Below are 19,898 nucleotides of genomic sequence, written 5' to 3' on the forward strand. Positions count from 1 at the left end.
TAACTGTACAGTAGCTGATATATCTAAAGCACTAGGTTTAACTACTAGTCGGGTTCAGCAGCTATTTAAATCTAACATTTTACTATTAATGGTAGTTATGATTTAGCTCGTTGTATTAGAGCTTATGAGCAATATCTACAACAACAAAATCCTAACAAAAACAATAATAATCTACATACTCAAAAGCTTCGGTTTAAAAGCGAGGGGCAGATAAGGCAGAGCTTTCAATTAAAGCTGAAAAAGCCTTAAGTAGTTTAATCGGTACTATTACCTATGCTATTTTACAACTAACAATTAAAATTGTTGACTTAGTTTAATTATTTCTATAACTTGTTTTAATTAAACTAAATTAATATTTAAGCTCCGCCATTAAACATAAGAATAATTTAAAAGAGTTAATATATGAAAAATAACGAAGAAGAACAAACTTTAATGCCTGAGTTTGAGTTCGATGAAGAGGAAGAAAAACGATTAAAAGCCGAAAATTCAAAAAAAGAACTGAAAGTAATATTAATAACTTTCGCAATTCTTTTGACTAGTTTTATAATTTTCTGTTATTTCTTTTTCAACTATATGGAAGAAAAAGCGGCAGAGTATAAATTACAACAAGAAGCAGAAGCAAATAAAAATAATTAATTTAAAGATATAACTTTTATGGAAGATTTAAGCCGTTGGAAAGAAAAGTTTGAAAGCTGTGTTTATGCTAAAAAACTACTTGATAAACTTGAATATCTAAATACCAAAGTAAATAACCCTATTGCTATTTCCGAAGTCAAAAAGGGTATTTATTATGCCCGAAAGTATCATGGCTTACAAATGCGTAAGTCAGGTGATCCTTATTATTCTCATCCGATTGAAGTGGCGATTATGCTTGCAGAATTTACAGCAATGGAAGTACCTAAGCTTTACATTGCTGTAATGCTACAAGCAGCCCTACTTCATGATACTATTGAAGATACAAAACTTACGGAAGAAATGATTGCTGAAATCTTTAACCAAGAAGTAGCAAAGCATGTAGAGGGCTTAAACTCGTATTAAACCTTACGGCAAGATTAGTGCAGAAGAAAGTTTAAATATATTAGTTAAACAAAAAAGATATGATACAGTATTAATAAAATTATTTGATAGAATACATAACTTACAAACCTTAGGTGCAAAATCACCTGAGAAAGCTAAAAATATTATAGAAGAAAGTTTAATAAGTTTTACATCTTTTAGCATGTATCTAGAAATGCCTCAGATAACAAAATATTTAACCAATATATGTTATCAAAATTTATCTATTGTGCTTTCTGAAAACCAAAATTATAGAGTGTTTTAATAGAATAATTACCTGTTTCTTTTTCTAATTTTTCAAAATGCAAAACTCCCCAAATAAACCCTATAACTACAGGAATAGTTACAACAATTATTCCTAAGTGCCCGAAATATTTTGTAAGATAAATTAATCCAAATGAAGTAATAGCATATATGAAAGCTCGTGATAAAGCATATATAAAACTTGCATAAGTAAAACGTTTAAATACAGGAAAATGTTTATAAAAAATAGGCATGGCTGAAGAGTAGGTTAAAGAAAACATTACAAGTAATATTTGCATTATTAATACTCCAGAAGAAGTCGTTATAGTACTTAAGGAATAAGGAAGAATAAGAGCAATGAGAGTAAATATTACTACTTTATACTTTAGAAGTGTCAAAGGGTATACATAACAACTTAAATAAGTCCATAATGCAAAACCTAAAACTTGAAATATTGAGACAATAAAATTTTGATGAATAACTTCTTCTGAAGTAAAATTAAAATTAGTTTTTAGTACATTTCCACAATGAAAATAAATTATATAAAAACATATAGACCATGCACATTGTATCAGAAAAAGGGCTAAGGAATTTTTTTGTTTAACTTTTTCTTTCCATGCTAAATTATTTTCTAATTTTTCGGTATTTATATCAATTTTATGCGATGCTAATTCAAGAGATTTTTTTAATTGACGTTTTGCATCAACAAATTCTGGCGTTTCGCGTAGATGAGTTCGAGCAATTGCTCCTATAATAGCTATAACTGCTCCCATCCAAAAAGCTATACGCCAGTTAAAACTCCCATTTATAGCTAGATCAGCAATACCTAAAGCAATAAATCCTCCTAAGCTTGAAAAAATAGTAACTATTGCAACGGCTGGATATTGTATTGGTGGTTTTGTTATCTCAGTTATATATAAGTTCCGCTCCTATTACTTCCCCCATAGAAGACATGCCTTGAATAATCCGGCATATTGTTATTACCCATGCAGCACTTGTACCAATCTGTGCATAAGTAGGAAAAGTAGCCATAGCAACACATGAAATAGACATTAAAGCAGTAGTTATTACCACAGTACTTTTTCTTCCTATATTATCGCCTATCCATCCAAATATTAAAGCTCCAACAGGTCTTAGTAAATAAGTTGAGCAAAAAGCAGCAGCAGTATAAAGAGCCGCAACATGTGCATCAGCTTTTGGATAAAATAATTCATTTAAAAGTACAGCCATATGTACATATAGCATTAGGTCAAAATATTCTAGAAATGTACCGATAGATAGTAAGCCTATGTCTTCTTTTTGTTCTCTTGTTAAATTTCTTTGTTCTTTTGCGTAGTCTAGCATAAAATTCTTTATAAAAAATTTAATACCTTTTTATATAAAAGTCAATAGGAATTTTTACTGTAACGTAATATATTAAAAAAACTCTAAAATATTAACTTATTTATGTCATTCCTAGCTAAAAGCGGGAATGACATAAATAAAAACTGTCCGGTACTATAGAGTAAATCACGGTATGACAATAAAAGAACTGGATTCTGCCGTTACTGGGAATGATATCGAAGCCATACGACAATATGACAAGTCATGGCATTGCCCTCACCAAAAAGCTATTTTCTACCTTTATACCATAAATAATATAAAGGAATGCCGGCTATAGTAAAAGCACTAGCTATGATTAATGTTTTAATAGGTGTTTCATAAATAACCCAAGCACAAAAAACGATTGATATTATGGCAATCAATAAATAATAATAAGAAAAATTTTTCTTTGAACTAAGAATTACTTTTAAAAACGCTAAGCTACAAATTAAATAAACGAATAAAAACGCTATTGCCGAGAAATCTATTATTTTGGTAATCTGCTCAGCAAAATTATCATTCGCTGTAAATACTAATAACGGCACGATGCCAAGGCAACTTACAATGATTCCCCACACTGGTGCATTATTACTATTTTTCTTAGCAAAAAATTTTGGCAATAAACCATCTTCGGCAAGCCCTAAAGCAATCTGCCCACTAGTTAGTACCCAGGCATTAAGCGTGCCAATGCAAATAATAGAAGCAATAACAGAAATCACACTAGACCATTTACCGCCAAATAATAAAGCTGCGGCATTAGTATAAGGAGCTTTTGAAACAATTAGCTCTGAGGCAGGAATTAAACCCATTATACCGATACTATTAATAAGATATAGCACGGCAACGCAGAAAGTTCCAAGCATTATAGCCCTCGGGATAGTCTTAGAAGGATTTTTTACTGAGCCTGCCGTAGTTGTTGCACACTCTACCCCAATAAATCCCCAGAAAGTAAGCAGTGCTACCCTACCCATAATGGTTGGAACGCTTAAATTCTCTACTTCCTCAGCAATAGCTATATTATCTATGTTAAAATGTGATAACGCACATACTCCCACTATTAATAAAGGTACGAATTTTAATAATGTTAAATAAAATTCTGCTTTACCTGCCACTTCAGGACCTTTTAAATTCAAGATCATAATGGCAGCTAGTAATATTATCTGTAATATTAAATCTAATATTGCTTGTGATTTGAAGAAAGGAGTGAGATAACCTATAGCAGAGATTACAACTATACTAGTGCTAATAAATGATATAACCCAATAAGTCCAGCCAACAAAAAAGGCGGCTTTTTCGCCAAAGCTTTCACGAATATAAACATGCGGGCCGCCTGTCTTAGGAAATTTTGCACATAGATATGAAAATACAAGTGCGATGCTCATAGCACCGAATAGCGAAAGCACCCATCCCCATATGCTATATATACCGTAAGGTGCTAAACTCAAAGGAAGTATAAAAACACTAGTACCGATTTGACTACCGGTAACTAATGCAAAAACTGCCCAAAATCCTAATTTTTGTGACATAAAAAAAGTTTAAATTAAAAGAAGAAAAGTATACTTAAAAAAACGATTTTATGCAACTTATTTAAATAATTGGCATATTATATTTGGTAACTATAATTTTAAATTGAGTATGTATGCTAGGTAATGTTATACCTATAAAAGGTAAGAATACAAAGAAATTCCTAACTCTGTTAAGGTTTTTATATTATAGCCATTTTGAATAAAGAACTTTTGCTCTTCAGTATCCTTACTAAATAATGTTTCTAGAGAAATTCCTAACTCTGTTAAGAGTTTTATATTGTTACCATATTGAATAAAGAACTTTTGTTCTTCTATATCTTTACTAAATAATGTTTCTAAAGAAATTCCTAATTCTACTAAGGTTTTTACATTATAGCCATATTGAATCAGGAACTTTTGTTCTTCTATATCTTTACTAAATAATGTTTCTAAAGAAATACCTAACTCTGTTAAGGTTTTTATATTATAGCCATTTTGAATAAAGAACTTTTGTTCTTCTATATCTTTACTAAATAATGTTTCTAAAGAAATCTCTAATTCTACTAAGGTTTTTACATTATATCCGTTTTGAATTAGGAACTTTTGCTCTTCAGTATCCTTACTAAATAGTGTTTCTAAAGAAATCCCTAATTCTACTAAGGTTTTTACATTATATCCGTTTTGAATTAGGAACTTTTGCTCTTCAGTATCCTTACTAAATATTTCTTCTAAAGTAAATCCTAATTCTGTTAAGGTTTTTACATTATATCCGTTTTGAATTAGGAACTTTTGCTCTTCAGTATCCTTACTAAATAGTGTTTCTAAAGAAATCCCTAATTCTACTAAGGTTTTTACATTATATCCGTTTTGAATTAGGAACTTTTGCTCTTCAGTATCCTTACTAAATATTTCTTCTAAAGTAAATCCTAATTCTGTTAAGTATTTTATATTAAAAGCATATTGAATCAGGAATTTTTGTTCTTCAGTATCCTTACTAAATAATGTTTCTAAAGAAATTCCTAAGTCTATTAAGGTTTTTACATTGTAGCCATTTTGAACCAGGAACGTTTGTTCTTCAATATCCTTATTAAATATTTCTTCTAAGGTAAATCCTAATTTTATTAAGCTTTTTAGCCCATAGAAATTATTACATAATGTCGAGATTAAATCATCATCTTGCTCTATAAATTGTTTAGCAGTTACACCTAAATTAATTAATGCTATTTCCTTTTCATTTAAATCACGATTAATTTTTTTACTGATGATAATTTGCTGTAATCGTTTATTATTTGTTTCTATTTCTTCGAAAGTAGAATATTTATTAGTAGAAATTTTAGAAGAAATTTCCTTGATAGAATTTCTAAAATCCTTAAGGTTTTCAACTGATATTTCATTTTCATGGTTATCATCTTGGGGTTCAGTAATTATTTCTATGTCTTGCTTTATTTCTCCTAAATTTATTTTTTTATTTCGGTAATTATTACAAGTCTCAACAAATATTTTAAATATTTTTTTATTTCGTTCTAATTCTATTTCACTTTGTTCAGATAATATTTCTGGATGGAACTGAAAAGTTTTAATTGGGGCTCCAAACTCTGATTCAGTTGCCACTATTTCATTTTCTATCATTGCAACTGGATTTATAAAGTTTAAATTACCAATTTTTTTTACTATTTGTTTATGAGAAGCCCAAAATTTTTGAGGTGGTAGATGGGCTGATTCTAAATCTTCAACAATAGATGAATTTTTAGTAATACGGGCTAATTCTAAATCTTTATCAATCCTAACTTTTGAATAATCTAGCTCATCAACATTAGCTAATTTACCTCCAAAATATACATTTATAAGTTGATGCCCACCGCATATTCCTGTTATTGGTATACCTTTTTGTATAGCAACATCTATCAATATACTTTCTGCTATTGAGCGTTCTTTATCAGTTTCACCAAAATTTTCTTTACTATCAAATAATTCAGGATAAACTGCTGCTTCATTACCAGGAATTATCAGACCATCAACGTTCTGAAGCATTTCTTTTGCTTTTCCAGCTTCTAAAATCTTTTCTATAGATTAAGTTTTAGTGTTTAATGGCACAATCTTTCTATAATCTATATATATAACATTCCCGTCTTGTTCCATTATACGTTCTTTGGCTTCCTCTGCTGTATCCCCTCCTACTTCTGCATTATAACTTAAAGCAATAATAGGTTTAGTGTTATTAGAAGAATCTGGCTTTTGCTCGTCTTGAAAACTCCATAATATAGTGTCAGAATTTGTATAATTTACTGTTTCTAAATATCCTTTAACTTCCTCTATATTTGAAAAATAAGTTGCTAGTCGTTTAGCTAATACTGCTTCATCTACATTGTACATTTTAGAAAGTAACTTAGTATATGGCAGTATTTCCTCGTATAAGCTTTGATCTATGTCCTTTGAAAGTAGAGGTTCCTTATTAAATAATTTTTTTATTTGAGATATTTCATGCGAATTACATATTTTAGGAAGTAACTCATTAATGTGTGGTAGTATTTCTTCATATAATTTTTCATCTATATTATCTAAAGGTAGAGATCTATCCTTTAATGCTGCTTTTATCTCAGGGGCTTCAGACAATTCATATATTTTAGGAAGTAAATAATTAATGCAATCTAGCCTTGCTTCGTGCAAGTGTTCATCTATATTACCTGTGAATTTGGCTCTGTGGTCATTTATTGTTTCAGCTACTTTACTTGAGTTTATTTCATTGAAATTATCTTGTAGTAATTTCTTTAGTTGCTTTCGGTTTTCTTCATTATATTCTGTATCATCTAATAACTGGTTATATGCTAATAAAATTTTAAGGTTTTCTGTACTTATTGTTAAAGTACTTAAATCAGTAGTAGTTAGTAATTTATAAATTTGTTCTATATTTTCAAATGTAACCAGCATTTTTAATTCCTTATTTTAATTCAATTGTTATCACTAAATATGATAATTACCATAAAATATGGTAATTATTGAAAAAAGTCAAGGATGGGGGTTAATTATTTTTAATAACCTTAGATGATAATTATTAGCAATTATTAATAATTTAATTATTCTATAATAATACTACCTATAACTCCTCTATAGTAAGTTTTAGGGTCATACATAGATTCACTATAAATAGCAGGAAGTGTAAATATTCCTTTATTGATGGCTTTAATTTTATATTGATAAGTCATTTCATGGTTAGGAATAGTGCCAAAAATCATTATTCTATCATCACGTCGATTTGTATATATCGGTCTCCAAATCATTGCCTGTTTATCAAGTTCTAAAATATTTATATTATTATCTGGTAAAAGCTCAAAGCCTGCTGGTAATAAATCAAGGATCACCATATTATTTAAGGCATTAGTACTATTAGAACGCATAGTAATTTTTACTGTGACATTATCACCTAATTTTACTTTATTTATCTCTTTATTATTCTCATCCAGATATTTTTTAGTTATCTCTATACCTTTTACAATCTCTTTATTTTCTTTTAAAACTTTATCATACCCTGAAGTTAAAAGCTGATAGAAAAAGCCATTATTTGTTGAAGTTAAATTAACTTCTTTAGCTTCATTTATTAGGAAACTAGCTTGCATTATTTTGTTATTTTCTAAAACAACTTCTTGGTTAGAATAATTTACTTTAATAGTATTTTCATCTGCGTTATTTATTTTATCAGCATAAGTAATACTTGCCATAATTGCGTAGCTTGCTGATAGAGTATTATAATTATCTTTAGCAAAATTTGCTATATCCTCTACAACTTTCTGATCAAAGCTTTTTAGTCTTTCAGGGAAATGTAAAGAGATCAGATATAAATACTCACTATATTTTATTAGCGGACTATAATATAGATAATCTGTTTTTAATATTGTAGATTTATCTAACGTAAACTTATCTAATAATTTATTTGCTTCTTCATTCATTTGTAGCATTTTATAGCTAGCAGCTAAATAAACAGCAGTTAAATCACTATGCCATTTATCTTGTTGATATTCTTCTAAATATTTTAAGATATTTGCGATATAGCTTGTGGTAATCACATTATTTCTAGTCAAAATATAAACGGCATAGGCTTTTTCTCTGGCTTCATTTAAGGAACTAATAGACCTATTCGCCATATTCTCTAAATAATATATACCTTGATTGAATGTATCGCTAGGAACGGCTAAATATTTACTAGCTGCTTCGGTTAAAAAATGCATAGCATAAACAGAAATGAATGGATCAGAATTATCGCTAACATTATTCCAATATTTAAACCCACCATCATAATTTTGACGTTCTGATAGCATTTGAAAAGCTTTAGATAATGACTCATCCATTTTCTTACGATCTGTTTGTAGTATGGTAACTAGATTTTGCTGATCATATAATAAAACATTAGCAAAATTTTGGCTTATTAATTGCTCAGTGCAGCCATAAGGATAATTATTTAAGAAATCTCTAAAACCAGAAATAATAGCAAGCGGTGATTTAGAAGCAGAAATTTGTAATTTAGCAAATTCCGGATATAAATCTCTTGCGATTTTTAAAGTAATATTATTACCAGCAGCAAAGCCAGTATCAACTGTTGTAACGTTAGGCATAGGCGGACGTACGCTAGTTGTTGTGGTAATTTCAGAGCTATGTACTACAGCCAAAGAGATAATATCAGGTTTAAGGTGATTTATAGAAGCTGTAACCTTGAAGTCAGCCGAACCAAGCTTATCTGTTGCTTTTAATTTAACATTAATAGTAGCTTCTTTATTTTCATCAATCTGTATTTCATTAGGATATTCTAGGATTTTAAGCCCATTGCTTGTCTCAATATTTACAAAAACTTGAGCGTTTCTTGAATCTTTTAAATTATTAAATATTGTTACCGGTACTGTAAATTCATCATCTGGAGCTACAAATAAAGGTAAGTTTGGAGTAATAATAATATCTGATTGTACTAAAACATCAGATTTGAAAGCTCCAGCAGCTTCAAGACTTGCTGATACTGCCATAACTCTTAAAGTGCCGTTAAAGTAGCTTGGAATATCAAATTTAATTTCTCTTTTATCAAGATCTGCATCTAAAATTCCTGACCAGAATACTACGGGAGGCTGATCTTTTCTTTTAAATGGATTAAGGTTTCTGCTAATATCCATAGCATAATCACCTGGAGGTGCTGCCATAGCTTTCATTAAAAATGAGCTTTCTGGCAATATTAAATCCATAATTTGTGATGTGGTTACCTCAAGGGCTCTATTACCTATAAAATAATTAAGTGGATCAGGTGTTTAATAACCAGCAAACGATAATATTCCTTCATCAACGGCAAATATTACAATTTTACCAGGATTTTTAGTACTATAATTAATTGTTAGTTTCTCACCTGATTTTATCTTTGTAGGAAGTGCTAGTTCAATTTCTTGATTATGTTTATGTACATCAGAGGTGAAAGGTACTACTGCATAACTAAATGGCGACATAAATATTTCTTTAGCGTCTAGATCCCTAACGAATTGTACGTTTACATATCCTTTGCCTTCAAAGTCATTAGGTATTTTGATTTCCTGAATAGTGTTATTTTCATCTGTTTTAAACCAAGTAAAATTATGCATCTTATCAGTTTCAATAGTAATTAATCCATATCCTGTATAAGGAGTAATAATATTTAAAAGAATCGTATCACCAGCTTCATAAGAATCTTGATCAAGATTAACTGTTAAATTAGCCTTTTCAGTTAGGTTAGCCGTAACATTGCCCTCACCTATTACCGAAAACTCGCTTTGAGCGAATATAGTTCCATCTTTATCTGTTAAATAAATAACGTAATCGCCTGCTTCTTTAGTAGATATATTATAAACAAAGCCGTCTTCTGCTGTAATATCGATTTTATCAGAAGATATATTCGTCTCAATAGGAACTGATTTATAGGAATAATTACCCCCACCATCAGCAACTAAATTATTTACATGATTAATTTTCTTTAAAGTAAGACTCAAATCAGGAACTGCTACTTTATCTGCTTTATTTGATATAGCAATGAACTCTATTTTTGAAGTAGTTCCTCTTTTGATATATTTTAAATCACTATCACTTTTAAAGCCTATTATGTAATCTAGCGGTGAAACTATGATGGATTTATTTGCATTTACACTTCTTCCTGAATCAGGCTCAAATCCATCTACTGAAAGTGTCAAATTAAAAGTAGCATTATAATATTTTTCAAGATTCAGTGTAAAAATAGCATCCCCTTTAGAATCGGTAGTAATATCGCCTAAGCGTTCACTAAAAAATATAAAATTAGTATTTTTTATTATTTTCTGGATCTAGTTCCCAAGCAACTAGATGACCCCGAGGACGTTTTTCGATCCACGCAGGCAAAGCATCCCGTGGCTTGGGAACTAGATCCAGAAAAACAACTAGATGATAAGGAAAAGGTAGACGAAGTTTAATTTAGAAAAGAGGAATCGGTCTTGAAGTTGATAACCGCAGCGTATATACTAGTACGTGAGGATTATCAGCAAAAGAAAATGATCAGCGTATTTTAAAAGTTCTAGACAAGATGAATTTTAAGGTGAGCCTGCACAACGTACATCTTAGTACGTGAGCAAAGGCGAATCCTGCAAAATTCGCTTGTATAGGGCTTTATAAAATAGCTGAAGCCAATTTTTCAAATTAAACGACTACACTATACTTTGACGGGCATAACTACAAATATATCCTTAGGGCTTTCAGGGAATTTAATGAGTACAGGAGCTGAAACGCTTGAGAAATATAGCTCTACTAAATCTGATTTTATAGCTTTTAGAACGTCTTCTAAATATTGCGGATTGAAGCCTATATCTAAATTAGTTTCACCACTATACTCATAAAGATTTTCTGTCTCTTTTGAAGAATTAATAACTTCTTTTGCATTTCCTCGTGCTTCCCCTATTGCACTGATCTCTAAAGCTTCGGTAGATAGTGATAGTTTCACAGCTCTGAACTTTTCAACTGTTATTATTGCTATTCGCTCGATAGTATCGGCAAATATTTTGCGGTTAATTACTAGTTTTGAGCTGCTATTTTCTGGAATAAAGCTACTGTAATCAGGGAAAGTACCATCAATTAGTTTTGATAGCATAATAACATTTTCATTGCATATGAACTTAATTTTGTTACTACTTAAAAGTATTTCTATATCTGCATTTGCATTTTTAGAATCTTTTACTATCTTTAAAATCTCTTCAGCACTCTTCTGCGGTAATATAACACCAAAATCCTCTATTTTTTCAGCTAACGCTACAGATGAAACAGAAAGTCTATGCCCATCGGTACTTGCAGCATAAAACTCGCTATCTTTTACATGCAAATAAATGCCGTTTAGATTATATCGAGTCTCATCTAAAGAAACCGAAAATTTCGTTGATTCGATTATTTTAGCAAAATCAGCACAAGAAATTTTAAAGCTAGCTTCCGGATTAATATTATCCATCACAGGAAAAGACTCTACCGGCAGAGTAAATAGATTAAAACGACAATTTTTTCCTGTTATTTCAAGCCCTGTAGTACCTAAATCAGTTAAGGTAAGCTCTGAATCAGGAAGCTTTCTAACTATATCATTTAAAGTTTTAGTGGAGACAGTAAGCTCACCCTCACTTACTACCTGCACTCCTATTTTTTGGCTTAAATATAAGTCCATATTGGTAGAGCTAAGCTCTAACAGCCCGTTCTTTGCCGATAGTTTAATATTTGCAAGCTCGGATATTACATTACGTTTTTCAACAACAGAACTTGCAAAACCGAGTGCTTGAACTAATGTTTTTGTCTCAACTATTACCTTTAACATATTATTATACTCCGAATAAATAAAAGAATTGGTAGACGAAGATCAACTTCAAAAAGAGCAAGAAGTATATAAAGCGAGGAGCGGAGCGTATATATAATACGTGAGCACCGCAGATCTTATAATACGACGTAGCCAATTTTTGAAGTTCTATCTACGTATACACTCTTAATGTTCCTTGAAATTTCTGCTCAATATTGGCAATTAAATCTTTGCTGAATGAATTTAAATCATCTTCATTTAAAGTGCGATCATCAGCTTGAAGCCCTACTCTAATTGCAATAGATTTTTTACCTTTAGGTAATTTATCACCGCTATAAATATCAAATAATATAACTGATTTGACAAGCTTTTTATTAAAATTATTTATGTATGACATTATTTCACCAACTGGTTGATTTTCGTCAACAACAAATGCATAATCTCTAAAATTAGCTTGATAATCGGATATTATAAATTCATCCCTCTTGCCGAATTTAGCTTTAGATATAGGTAAATTCGTTATATTTAATTCAAACGCAAATACTTCCTCTTTAATATCATAATGCTTTAATATTTTAGGATGTATCTGCCCAAAGTGACCTAATAAATTTTTCCCCAAGGCTAAATTTACCGATCTAGTCGGATGATAATATAAAGGTGTAGCATGATTTGATACAATACACTTCTCTATAGATAAACCGGCATAATCAAAAACAGTTTCTAGATCACTTTTAAGGTCAAAAATATCATAGCTACGCCCCATCGAATGAGGGTTTTTATTATTATATGAACCGGTTAAAATTGCTGTTAAATAAGTCGCTTCGTTATTCAAATCTAAGAAATTTGGACCGACTTCAAAAAAAGCCATATCTTTTATAGAACGTGCAAGATTTTTTCGAACTATATCAAGTAAATTCGGCACGATAGTAGGACGCATATAATCATCCTCAACGCTTATAGGATTCAGCAAAAATAGCTCATCTTTTAGCTCAGTAAATAATTTAGCGTCCTTGCTATTCATAAACGAGTTGGTAACTACCTCATCATAACCTTTGCTTGCAAGTATCCTTTTAAAACTAGATATCCTTTTATGATCTCTTAAGCGGCTATTATCCTGCTCTAATTCCGGTAGTTTTATGCTCTCTATCTTATCATAACCATAAACACGGGTTATTTCTTCTACTAAATCTTCTAAAATATTTATATCATGACGCCAAGACGGAGGAGTTACTTTTATCACTTCATTTTTGACATCAGTTACAAATCCAAGTTTATTTAAAATTACCTCTATCTCATTGATATTTAATTTAATTCCGGTGATTTTTTCTAGATAATCTACTGGAAAATCCAACGTTTTCTTTGCTGGTTCTTTTTCCCCAGATATTACTATTTCTGATACTTCACCACCATCACATATTGATAAAATAAGATCAGTTGCTATATTTAAAGCTTTTTCGGTAAAGTTTCTATCAATATTACGCTCAAAGCGACATCTGGAATCAGTATCAATTTGTAGTCGCCTACCGCTCGCTGCAACCATCTTAGCATTAAAACAAGCAGCTTCTAGTAAGATATTAGTTGTATTACTATCACAGCTACTACTAAGTCCGCCAATGATACCAGCTAAAGCTTGCACGCCATTTTCATCTTTTACAACTAGATCATTTTCATTAAGTAGATATTTTTTATCGTTCAGGGCGTGGAATGCGTCATTGCGAGGCTGCAAAGCAGCCGCGGCAATCTCGTTTTGTTGTCCTGAGATTGCATCAAAGCTATGCTCCTCGCAATGACGACTTACACTAACATCCCCCCTTAACTTATCCGCATCATAAGCATGCATTGGCTGACCGAAGCTATAGGACATATAATTTGTCACATCAACTATGCTTGATATAGGCTTTACACCAATATTTTTAAGCAATTTCTGAAGCCAGTCAGGACTTGGTTTATTTTTTAAATTTCGTATTTCTCTGAACGTAAATAACGGGCAAGCTTCTTTATCTTTTATATTAAGCTTTATTTTAGAGCTAAATGTACTTTTCACTTTGGGAATTTCTAACTCTTTAAGTGTTCCTATTCCCTTAGCTGCCAAATCTCTTGCGATGCCGTAAACCCCCAAAGCATCCCCACGATTAGGAGTGACATTAATAACAAATACCGGATCATCTAAGCCGTAACATTTAGTAAAAGACTTACCGATTACGGCATCTTTAGGTAACTCCATAATGCCCTCGGATTCAAAAGCAAGCAATAATTCCTCTTCAGAACAAAGCATACCGCAACTTTTTTCCCCTCTAATGTTAGATTCCTTAATCTTGAATTTGCCATTGGGAATTTCAACACCGATATTAGCTAGCACTACTTTAATACCGGCTCTAGCGTTGCTAGCACCGCAAACTATTTGCAAATTGCCGTTCTTGGTTTCAACTTCACAAATCTTTAATTTATCGGCTGATGGATGAGGTTTAGTGCTTACTATATATGCTACTTCAAACTTTTGTAGATCTGCCGCTTTGTCAATTATTTCTTCTACTTCAAGCCCAATAGCAGTTAGGCTTTGGGCAATTTCAGTAACCGAAGCTGATGTATCTAAAAACTGTTTTAACCATGATAAGGTAAATTTCATTTCGTAAGCCCTCCTGCTAAATTTGGTATATCAAAGCTTGAGAAGCTATAATGTTTCAGCCAACGCACATCACCTTCAAAAAATTGTCTTAAATCTTTAATATTATATTTCAACATCGCAAAACGCTCTACCCCAAGACCAAAAGCAAAGCCTTGATACTGGATACTATCAATGCCGACATTTTTAAGTACGTTTGGGTGAACCATTCCGCATCCTAAAACTTCAAGCCATTTATCGGTTTTACTCATCCGGATATCAACTTCGGCTGAAGGTTCAGTAAATGGGAAAAAGCTTGGTCTAAAACGTAGTTCAATACTCGAGTTTTCAAAAAAGCATCTTATAAATTCCGTGATGACATATTTTAAATGTCCCATATTAATATCTTTATCAATAACAAGCCCCTCTATTTGGTGAAACATCGGCGTATGAGTCATGTCAGAATCCGATCTATAAGTCCTACCTGGTGCTATAAATCTAAAAGGCGGTTTGCCGTTTTTCATAGCCCTAATCTGCACTGTGGAGGTATGAGTACGAAGTAACATAGGCTTATCATTTTCCTGACCTTTTAAATAAAAAGTATCATGCATTTGCCTTGCAGGATGGTCATCCTCAAAATTAAGAGCAGTAAAATTATGAAAATCATTATCAATATTCGGACCGCTTTCTATCGAAAAACCAAACTTAGCAAATACTTGGATTAATTCCTCCATACACTGAGTTATTGGATGAATTGAACCTTGCTTATATCTTCTTGCTGGTAAGCTTAAATCAATTTTATCGCTAGAGAGCTTAAGGTTTAATTCCTCTTCTTCCAGAATTTCTTCTTTGGCTTTTATTATATTCTGTATTTCTTCTTTTAACTTATTGATTTTTAAGCCAAATTCTTTACGATCCTGCTCACTTAAAGAACCTAATTTTTTAAGCTCATTAGTAACTATGCCGTTTTTACCTAAAAACTCTACTTTATATTCTTGTAAAATTTTTAGACTTTGAACTAACAAAATCTTCTCTTTAGCCAGCCTTAATATTGTTTCTATATTATCCATGATTTTCTTACTTGCTTTTTAATTTTTTGCACGAGTAGACGAAGTTTAATTTGGAAAAGAGCAAGGAGTCCATAAGACAAGGAGCGGAGCGTATACTTAATACGTGAGCACCGCAGTACTTATAGGACGACGTAGCCAATTTTTCAAATTAAACGAGTATACATTTCATACACCCATCTTCCACACCCACCAGCTTTGCTTTAAATATCTGCCCTATTTCTAGTGGTTCGTCTAGCTTTACCGGTATAAAATTCTCAGTGTGGGCGATGTTATTATTCTCTACCAACAATTCTACTTTCTGCCCTATATGCTTCTTGAAAAACTCAGCTAATTGTATCTGCCCTTCTTGTCTTAGAATTTCAGCTCTTTCTTTTCTAATAGCTTTCGGTACTTGGGGCATACGAGCCGCCGGTGTTCCCTCACGCTCAGAATATGGGAAAACATGTAAATATTGCAGCTCAGCTTCCGCAATTAACTTCCTAGTATTTTCAAACATTTCAGGCGTTTCTGTCGGGAAACCTGCTATAATATCAGCTCCAAAAGATACTTCAGGTCTAATTGCTTGCAGCCTGTTACAAAACTCGATTATTTCAGCTCTATTATGCCGTCTTTTCATCCGCTTTAATATCATATCGTCACCTGCTTGTAAACTAATATGAAAATGGGGCATTATCCTTTCATTATAGGCTAAAAGCTCAAAAAGCTCGTCATCTATTTCGGCTACATCTATCGAAGATAGCCGCAGCCTTTTTAACTCAGGCACTAGATTCAAAACACGCTTAATCATCTGGGCAAAAGTTGGGCTTCCTGGTAAATCACTACCATAAGCTGTAGCATCAACACCAGTAAAAACAACTTCCTTAAAGCCATTTAATACTAAATGTTTCACCTGCTCAGCTATAGCTCCGATCGCTGTTGACCTGCTTCTACCTCTACCATAGGGAATTATACAAAAAGTACAATTATGATCGCAACCATTTTGCACTTGAATAAAAGCCCGAGATTTGCCATCAAAACTACTAATTAGATGGTTTGCGGTCTCTTTTACTGACATTATATCGTTAACGACTATTTTTTCATCATTAATTTGGTAGTGACTTGGCAGCAGCTTTTCTTCGTTACCTATAACCTTGTTAACTTCCGGCATATCGCCATACATTTTAGGATTAGTTTGAGCACTACAACCAGTGACGATAATTTTAAAATCAGGATTATTTTTTTTAGCTGCACGAATAGCTCCTCGTGCTTGTTTCTCAGCAGATTTAGTTACTGCACAAGTATTAAATACTGCAACATTATCAAGCCCTGAAGCTGCAAGATTTTTTCTTATTATCTCACTTTCATAAATATTAAGGCGGCAACCAAATGTTACTATTTCTTGCTTTAGATTACTCACAATAATATACCCCTTGAGCTACCATCGTAGCCGGTCCTTGCATTATTATATTACTATTTTCTTCTTTCATAATAAGGCTACCATGTTTAAATACCACCTCACATGGTGAGTGAATAAAACCGAGCTTTAAACCAGCAGCAAAGCTACCGCAAGCTCCACTACCACAAGCAAGCGTTAGCCCTGCTCCACGCTCCCAAACCGACAAGTAAATTTTATTATCTTTAACCTCAGCAAAATTAACGTTAACGCCGTCTATAAACAAATCTTTATCCTGTAATTTCTCACCGACAATTTTTTGATCTTGCAGCTCTAGCTTACTAAAAATAACCAAATGCGGATTACCGACATCAACACAAATAGTTTCCTTTAAATCAATCATATAACGCTCAGCAAACTCCCAAATCTTATCACGACTTGGCATCCAAGATTCATTAAAACTAACCCCGCCTACATTAACACTAATATTATTTTCATCGATAATATTACACAGTAATTTCTTATTACCCACTACTACAGTAATATCTTTTTTACCTGTATCAAGATAGATCAATTTTGCTAAACATCTTGTAGCATTACCGCATAATTTAGCACTAGAACCATCAATATTATAGATAATCATTTCATAAGAATCATTTTGCTCTTCGTAGATAATAAATTGATCGCATCCAATACCTAAATGACGTTCTGCCATACTCTTTGCCAGTTGTGATAAATCGTATGTACCAGTTAAATCTTTCTTGTTAATAATAACGAAATCATTACCAAGACCATGCATTTTTACAAAGTTAATCTTACTACTCATAATGTAATTCTAATATTTAAGATTGTATTATAGCAAATTTCTTGGAATTTGCTATAATGAAGTTATTATATATAAAAATAGATTTCAAATGCTACTTTCACGTTTCTTAGATCCTAAAAATAATTATGCCTTTTTAAAAATTTTCGGCACTGAAAAGAATAAGGACATACTTATCCATTTCTTAAATGACATTTTAGGTTATACAGGGGAAGAAAAAATTAAAGAAGTTACTTTTTTAAAAACCAATCAAGACCCTGATATTGCAGTTTATAGACAATCTATTGTTGACGTATTGTGCAAAGATGAAAACGGCACGCAATTTATTGTAGAGATGCAGATAAGTAAACATCCAGGTTTTGAAAAAAGAGCCCAACTTTATGCTGCAAAAGCCTATTCAAGGCAAATAATCAAAGAGGATGAACATCACAAAAAAATGGCAGTATATGCCAAGCTAAAAGGCGTCATATTCCTAGCCATTGCCGATTTTATCCTATTCCCAAATAAAGAGGACTGGAGATCAAACCATAGGCTACTTGATACTAAAACTTATGAGAATGATTTACAAGACTTTTACTTTATTTTTATAGAGCTAGAAAAGTTTAATAAAGAACTAGACCAATTAGAGAATCTTCAAGAAAAATGGGTATATTTCTTTAAACATGCACATCAAAGTACATTAGAAGAAATGGAGCATTTAATAGGTCATGATCTTATCATGAAAAAAGCTTTTTACGCTTTAGATCAAGCTAGTTGGTCTGAAGAAGATCTCAACACCTATGAGAAAATGGTAAAAACTAAAATGGATAACTTAGCTGTAGAAGAGCAGAAAATTATGGATGCTGAAGCTAGAGGGGGATATGGTAAAGCTATAAATATTGCTAAAGAAATGCTAGCTAATAATGAGCCTTTAGAAAGAATTATAAAATATACTAAACTTAGCAAAGAAGAAATTGAGGAATTAAAGTAAAAATGAAGATACTTAATATTATGCTAAGTCATGACCTTGGCGGTATACAACAAGCTTTTTTAGACTATAACACAGCTCTTAAAATGCAGAATATTGAGGTAATAAATATTACCTCCTATAAAGCAAAAATAAATTCGTTTATATCTAAAAGCTTTAAGCTCCCTAATTTATTACCTTTTGATTTAATTTCAGTTCTTATTCTTAAATATATAATCTATAAAACTAAGCCTGATATTATTATAGCTCATGGCAATAGAGCAATAAATTTTAGTAAACTTGCTAAAACATCTAATATTAGATTAATTGGAATTGCTCATAACTATAGCCTAAAGGGACTACTTAAATGCGATTTTGTTATTGCCCTAACGCATCATATGAAAGAGCATTTATTAAAAAATAAATTTTCTGAATCTAAAATATTTATCCTGCCAAATATGATAAATATCACCAAAAAATTTACTCCTAATAAATCATATAAAAAACCGGTGGTAATTGGCGTATTAGCAAGGTTCGTAGCTAAAAAAGGTGTTGATGTTTTTATCAATAGTATCAAAATTTTACAGGATAAAAATTATGAAATTCAAGCAGTTATAGGTGGTAATGGAGAGGAACAAGATAACATAACTGCTTTAGTAAATAAACTTAATTTACAAAATAAAATATTATTTATAGGATGGGTTAATGATAAAGATAAATTTTTTGAACAAATTAATATTTTTTGCCTCCCATCGCTACATGAACCGTTTGGCATCATAGTACTTGAGGCAATGGAAAATAGTCTGCCTATAGTTAGTACAGGTACCGAAGGTCCTAGCGAAATCTTAAAACATATGCAAGACGGGCTAATTTGCAAAGCCGGATCAGCAGAAGATTTAGCCGAAAAAATTGCGTATCTAATAGACCACCCACAAAAAGCAAAAGAACTTTCCCAAAAAGCTTATCTAAAACTAACTCAAACCTATAATATTAAAGTTATTTCAGAGAAGTTAGTAACATTATTACATGCTTTAAAAATAGTTAGTTGAAAAAAGATTGCAGTATATTGACATAATAGTTTAAAGAATCATAATTAAAATTAAAGTAATATTAATTTA

The 19,898-nt window shown here is 31.6% G+C and carries 11 protein-coding genes and 3 pseudogenes; 4 read left to right on the forward strand and 10 right to left on the reverse strand.

Features of this window, described 5'->3' with window-relative positions:
• Positions 1 to 402: 402 nt before the first annotated feature.
• Entirely contained in the window at positions 403 to 636 is a 234-nt protein-coding gene (locus AAHF54_RS03870) for a hypothetical protein (RefSeq protein ID WP_341788006.1), read from the forward strand.
• A gap of 18 nt (positions 637 to 654) precedes the next feature.
• Positions 655 to 1,321 (forward strand): annotated as a pseudogene (locus AAHF54_RS03875) (HD domain-containing protein).
• Here the strand turns inward: AAHF54_RS03875 and AAHF54_RS03880 are convergent.
• From AAHF54_RS03880 to dapF, 10 genes and pseudogenes are all read right to left on the reverse strand, one after another.
• Positions 1,281 to 2,643: pseudogene (locus AAHF54_RS03880) on the reverse strand (MFS transporter). The pseudogenes AAHF54_RS03875 and AAHF54_RS03880 overlap by 41 nt on opposite strands.
• A gap of 266 nt (positions 2,644 to 2,909) precedes the next feature.
• Positions 2,910 to 4,187 carry an APC family permease gene (locus AAHF54_RS03885; protein ID WP_341794270.1) on the reverse strand — a complete coding sequence of 426 codons (1,278 nt, stop codon included), beginning with the start codon at positions 4,185 to 4,187 and terminating at the stop codon, positions 2,910 to 2,912.
• Between the two features lie 132 nt (positions 4,188 to 4,319).
• Positions 4,320 to 6,197 carry a gamma-glutamyl-gamma-aminobutyrate hydrolase family protein gene (locus tag AAHF54_RS03890; protein ID WP_342169809.1) on the reverse strand — a complete coding sequence of 626 codons (1,878 nt, stop codon included), beginning with the start codon at positions 6,195 to 6,197 and terminating at the stop codon, positions 4,320 to 4,322.
• A 39-nt stretch (positions 6,198 to 6,236) separates the two neighbouring features.
• Positions 6,237 to 7,094, reverse strand: a complete 858-nt coding sequence (locus AAHF54_RS03895; protein ID WP_342169810.1) for a hypothetical protein — start codon at positions 7,092 to 7,094, stop codon at positions 6,237 to 6,239.
• Positions 7,095 to 7,240: 146 nt separating this feature from the next.
• A pseudogene (locus AAHF54_RS03900) lies at positions 7,241 to 10,453 on the reverse strand (alpha-2-macroglobulin family protein); the annotation flags it as partial.
• A gap of 395 nt (positions 10,454 to 10,848) precedes the next feature.
• Complete coding sequence (gene dnaN, locus AAHF54_RS03905) at positions 10,849 to 11,988, reverse strand: DNA polymerase III subunit beta (RefSeq protein WP_341788014.1); 1,140 nt, start codon at positions 11,986 to 11,988, stop codon at positions 10,849 to 10,851.
• Positions 11,989 to 12,139: 151 nt separating this feature from the next.
• Positions 12,140 to 14,593, reverse strand: coding sequence for a phenylalanine--tRNA ligase subunit beta (gene pheT / locus AAHF54_RS03910; RefSeq protein ID WP_342169811.1), 2,454 nt, complete (start codon positions 14,591 to 14,593; stop codon positions 12,140 to 12,142).
• On the reverse strand, positions 14,590 to 15,639 hold the full coding sequence (gene pheS, locus AAHF54_RS03915; protein WP_341788016.1) for a phenylalanine--tRNA ligase subunit alpha: 1,050 nt from the start codon (positions 15,637 to 15,639) through the stop codon (positions 14,590 to 14,592). Before pheS ends, pheT begins: the two co-directional genes overlap by 4 nt.
• Positions 15,640 to 15,787: 148 nt before the next feature.
• Positions 15,788 to 17,038 (reverse strand): tRNA (N(6)-L-threonylcarbamoyladenosine(37)-C(2))-methylthiotransferase MtaB, encoded by a 1,251-nt coding sequence (mtaB, locus tag AAHF54_RS03920; protein WP_342170237.1) that lies wholly within the window; start codon positions 17,036 to 17,038, stop codon positions 15,788 to 15,790.
• Positions 17,028 to 17,837, reverse strand: coding sequence for a diaminopimelate epimerase (gene dapF / locus AAHF54_RS03925; RefSeq protein WP_341788018.1), 810 nt, complete (start codon positions 17,835 to 17,837; stop codon positions 17,028 to 17,030). The genes mtaB and dapF overlap by 11 nt, the downstream gene beginning before the upstream one ends.
• Before the next feature lie 88 nt (positions 17,838 to 17,925).
• On the opposite strand from dapF, the gene AAHF54_RS03930 reads away from it, so the two are divergent.
• A complete protein-coding gene (locus AAHF54_RS03930; protein ID WP_342169812.1) occupies positions 17,926 to 18,804 on the forward strand; it encodes an Rpn family recombination-promoting nuclease/putative transposase in 879 nt (292 codons plus the stop codon).
• Positions 18,805 to 18,806: 2 nt separating this feature from the next.
• Positions 18,807 to 19,829: a glycosyltransferase family 4 protein gene (locus tag AAHF54_RS03935; protein WP_341788020.1), complete on the forward strand. Its 1,023-nt coding sequence runs from the start codon at positions 18,807 to 18,809 to the stop codon at positions 19,827 to 19,829.
• Positions 19,830 to 19,898 lie beyond the last annotated feature (69 nt).

This window comes from Rickettsia endosymbiont of Seladonia tumulorum, from assembly GCF_964030815.1.
Classification (GTDB): Bacteria; Pseudomonadota; Alphaproteobacteria; order Rickettsiales; family Rickettsiaceae; genus Rickettsia.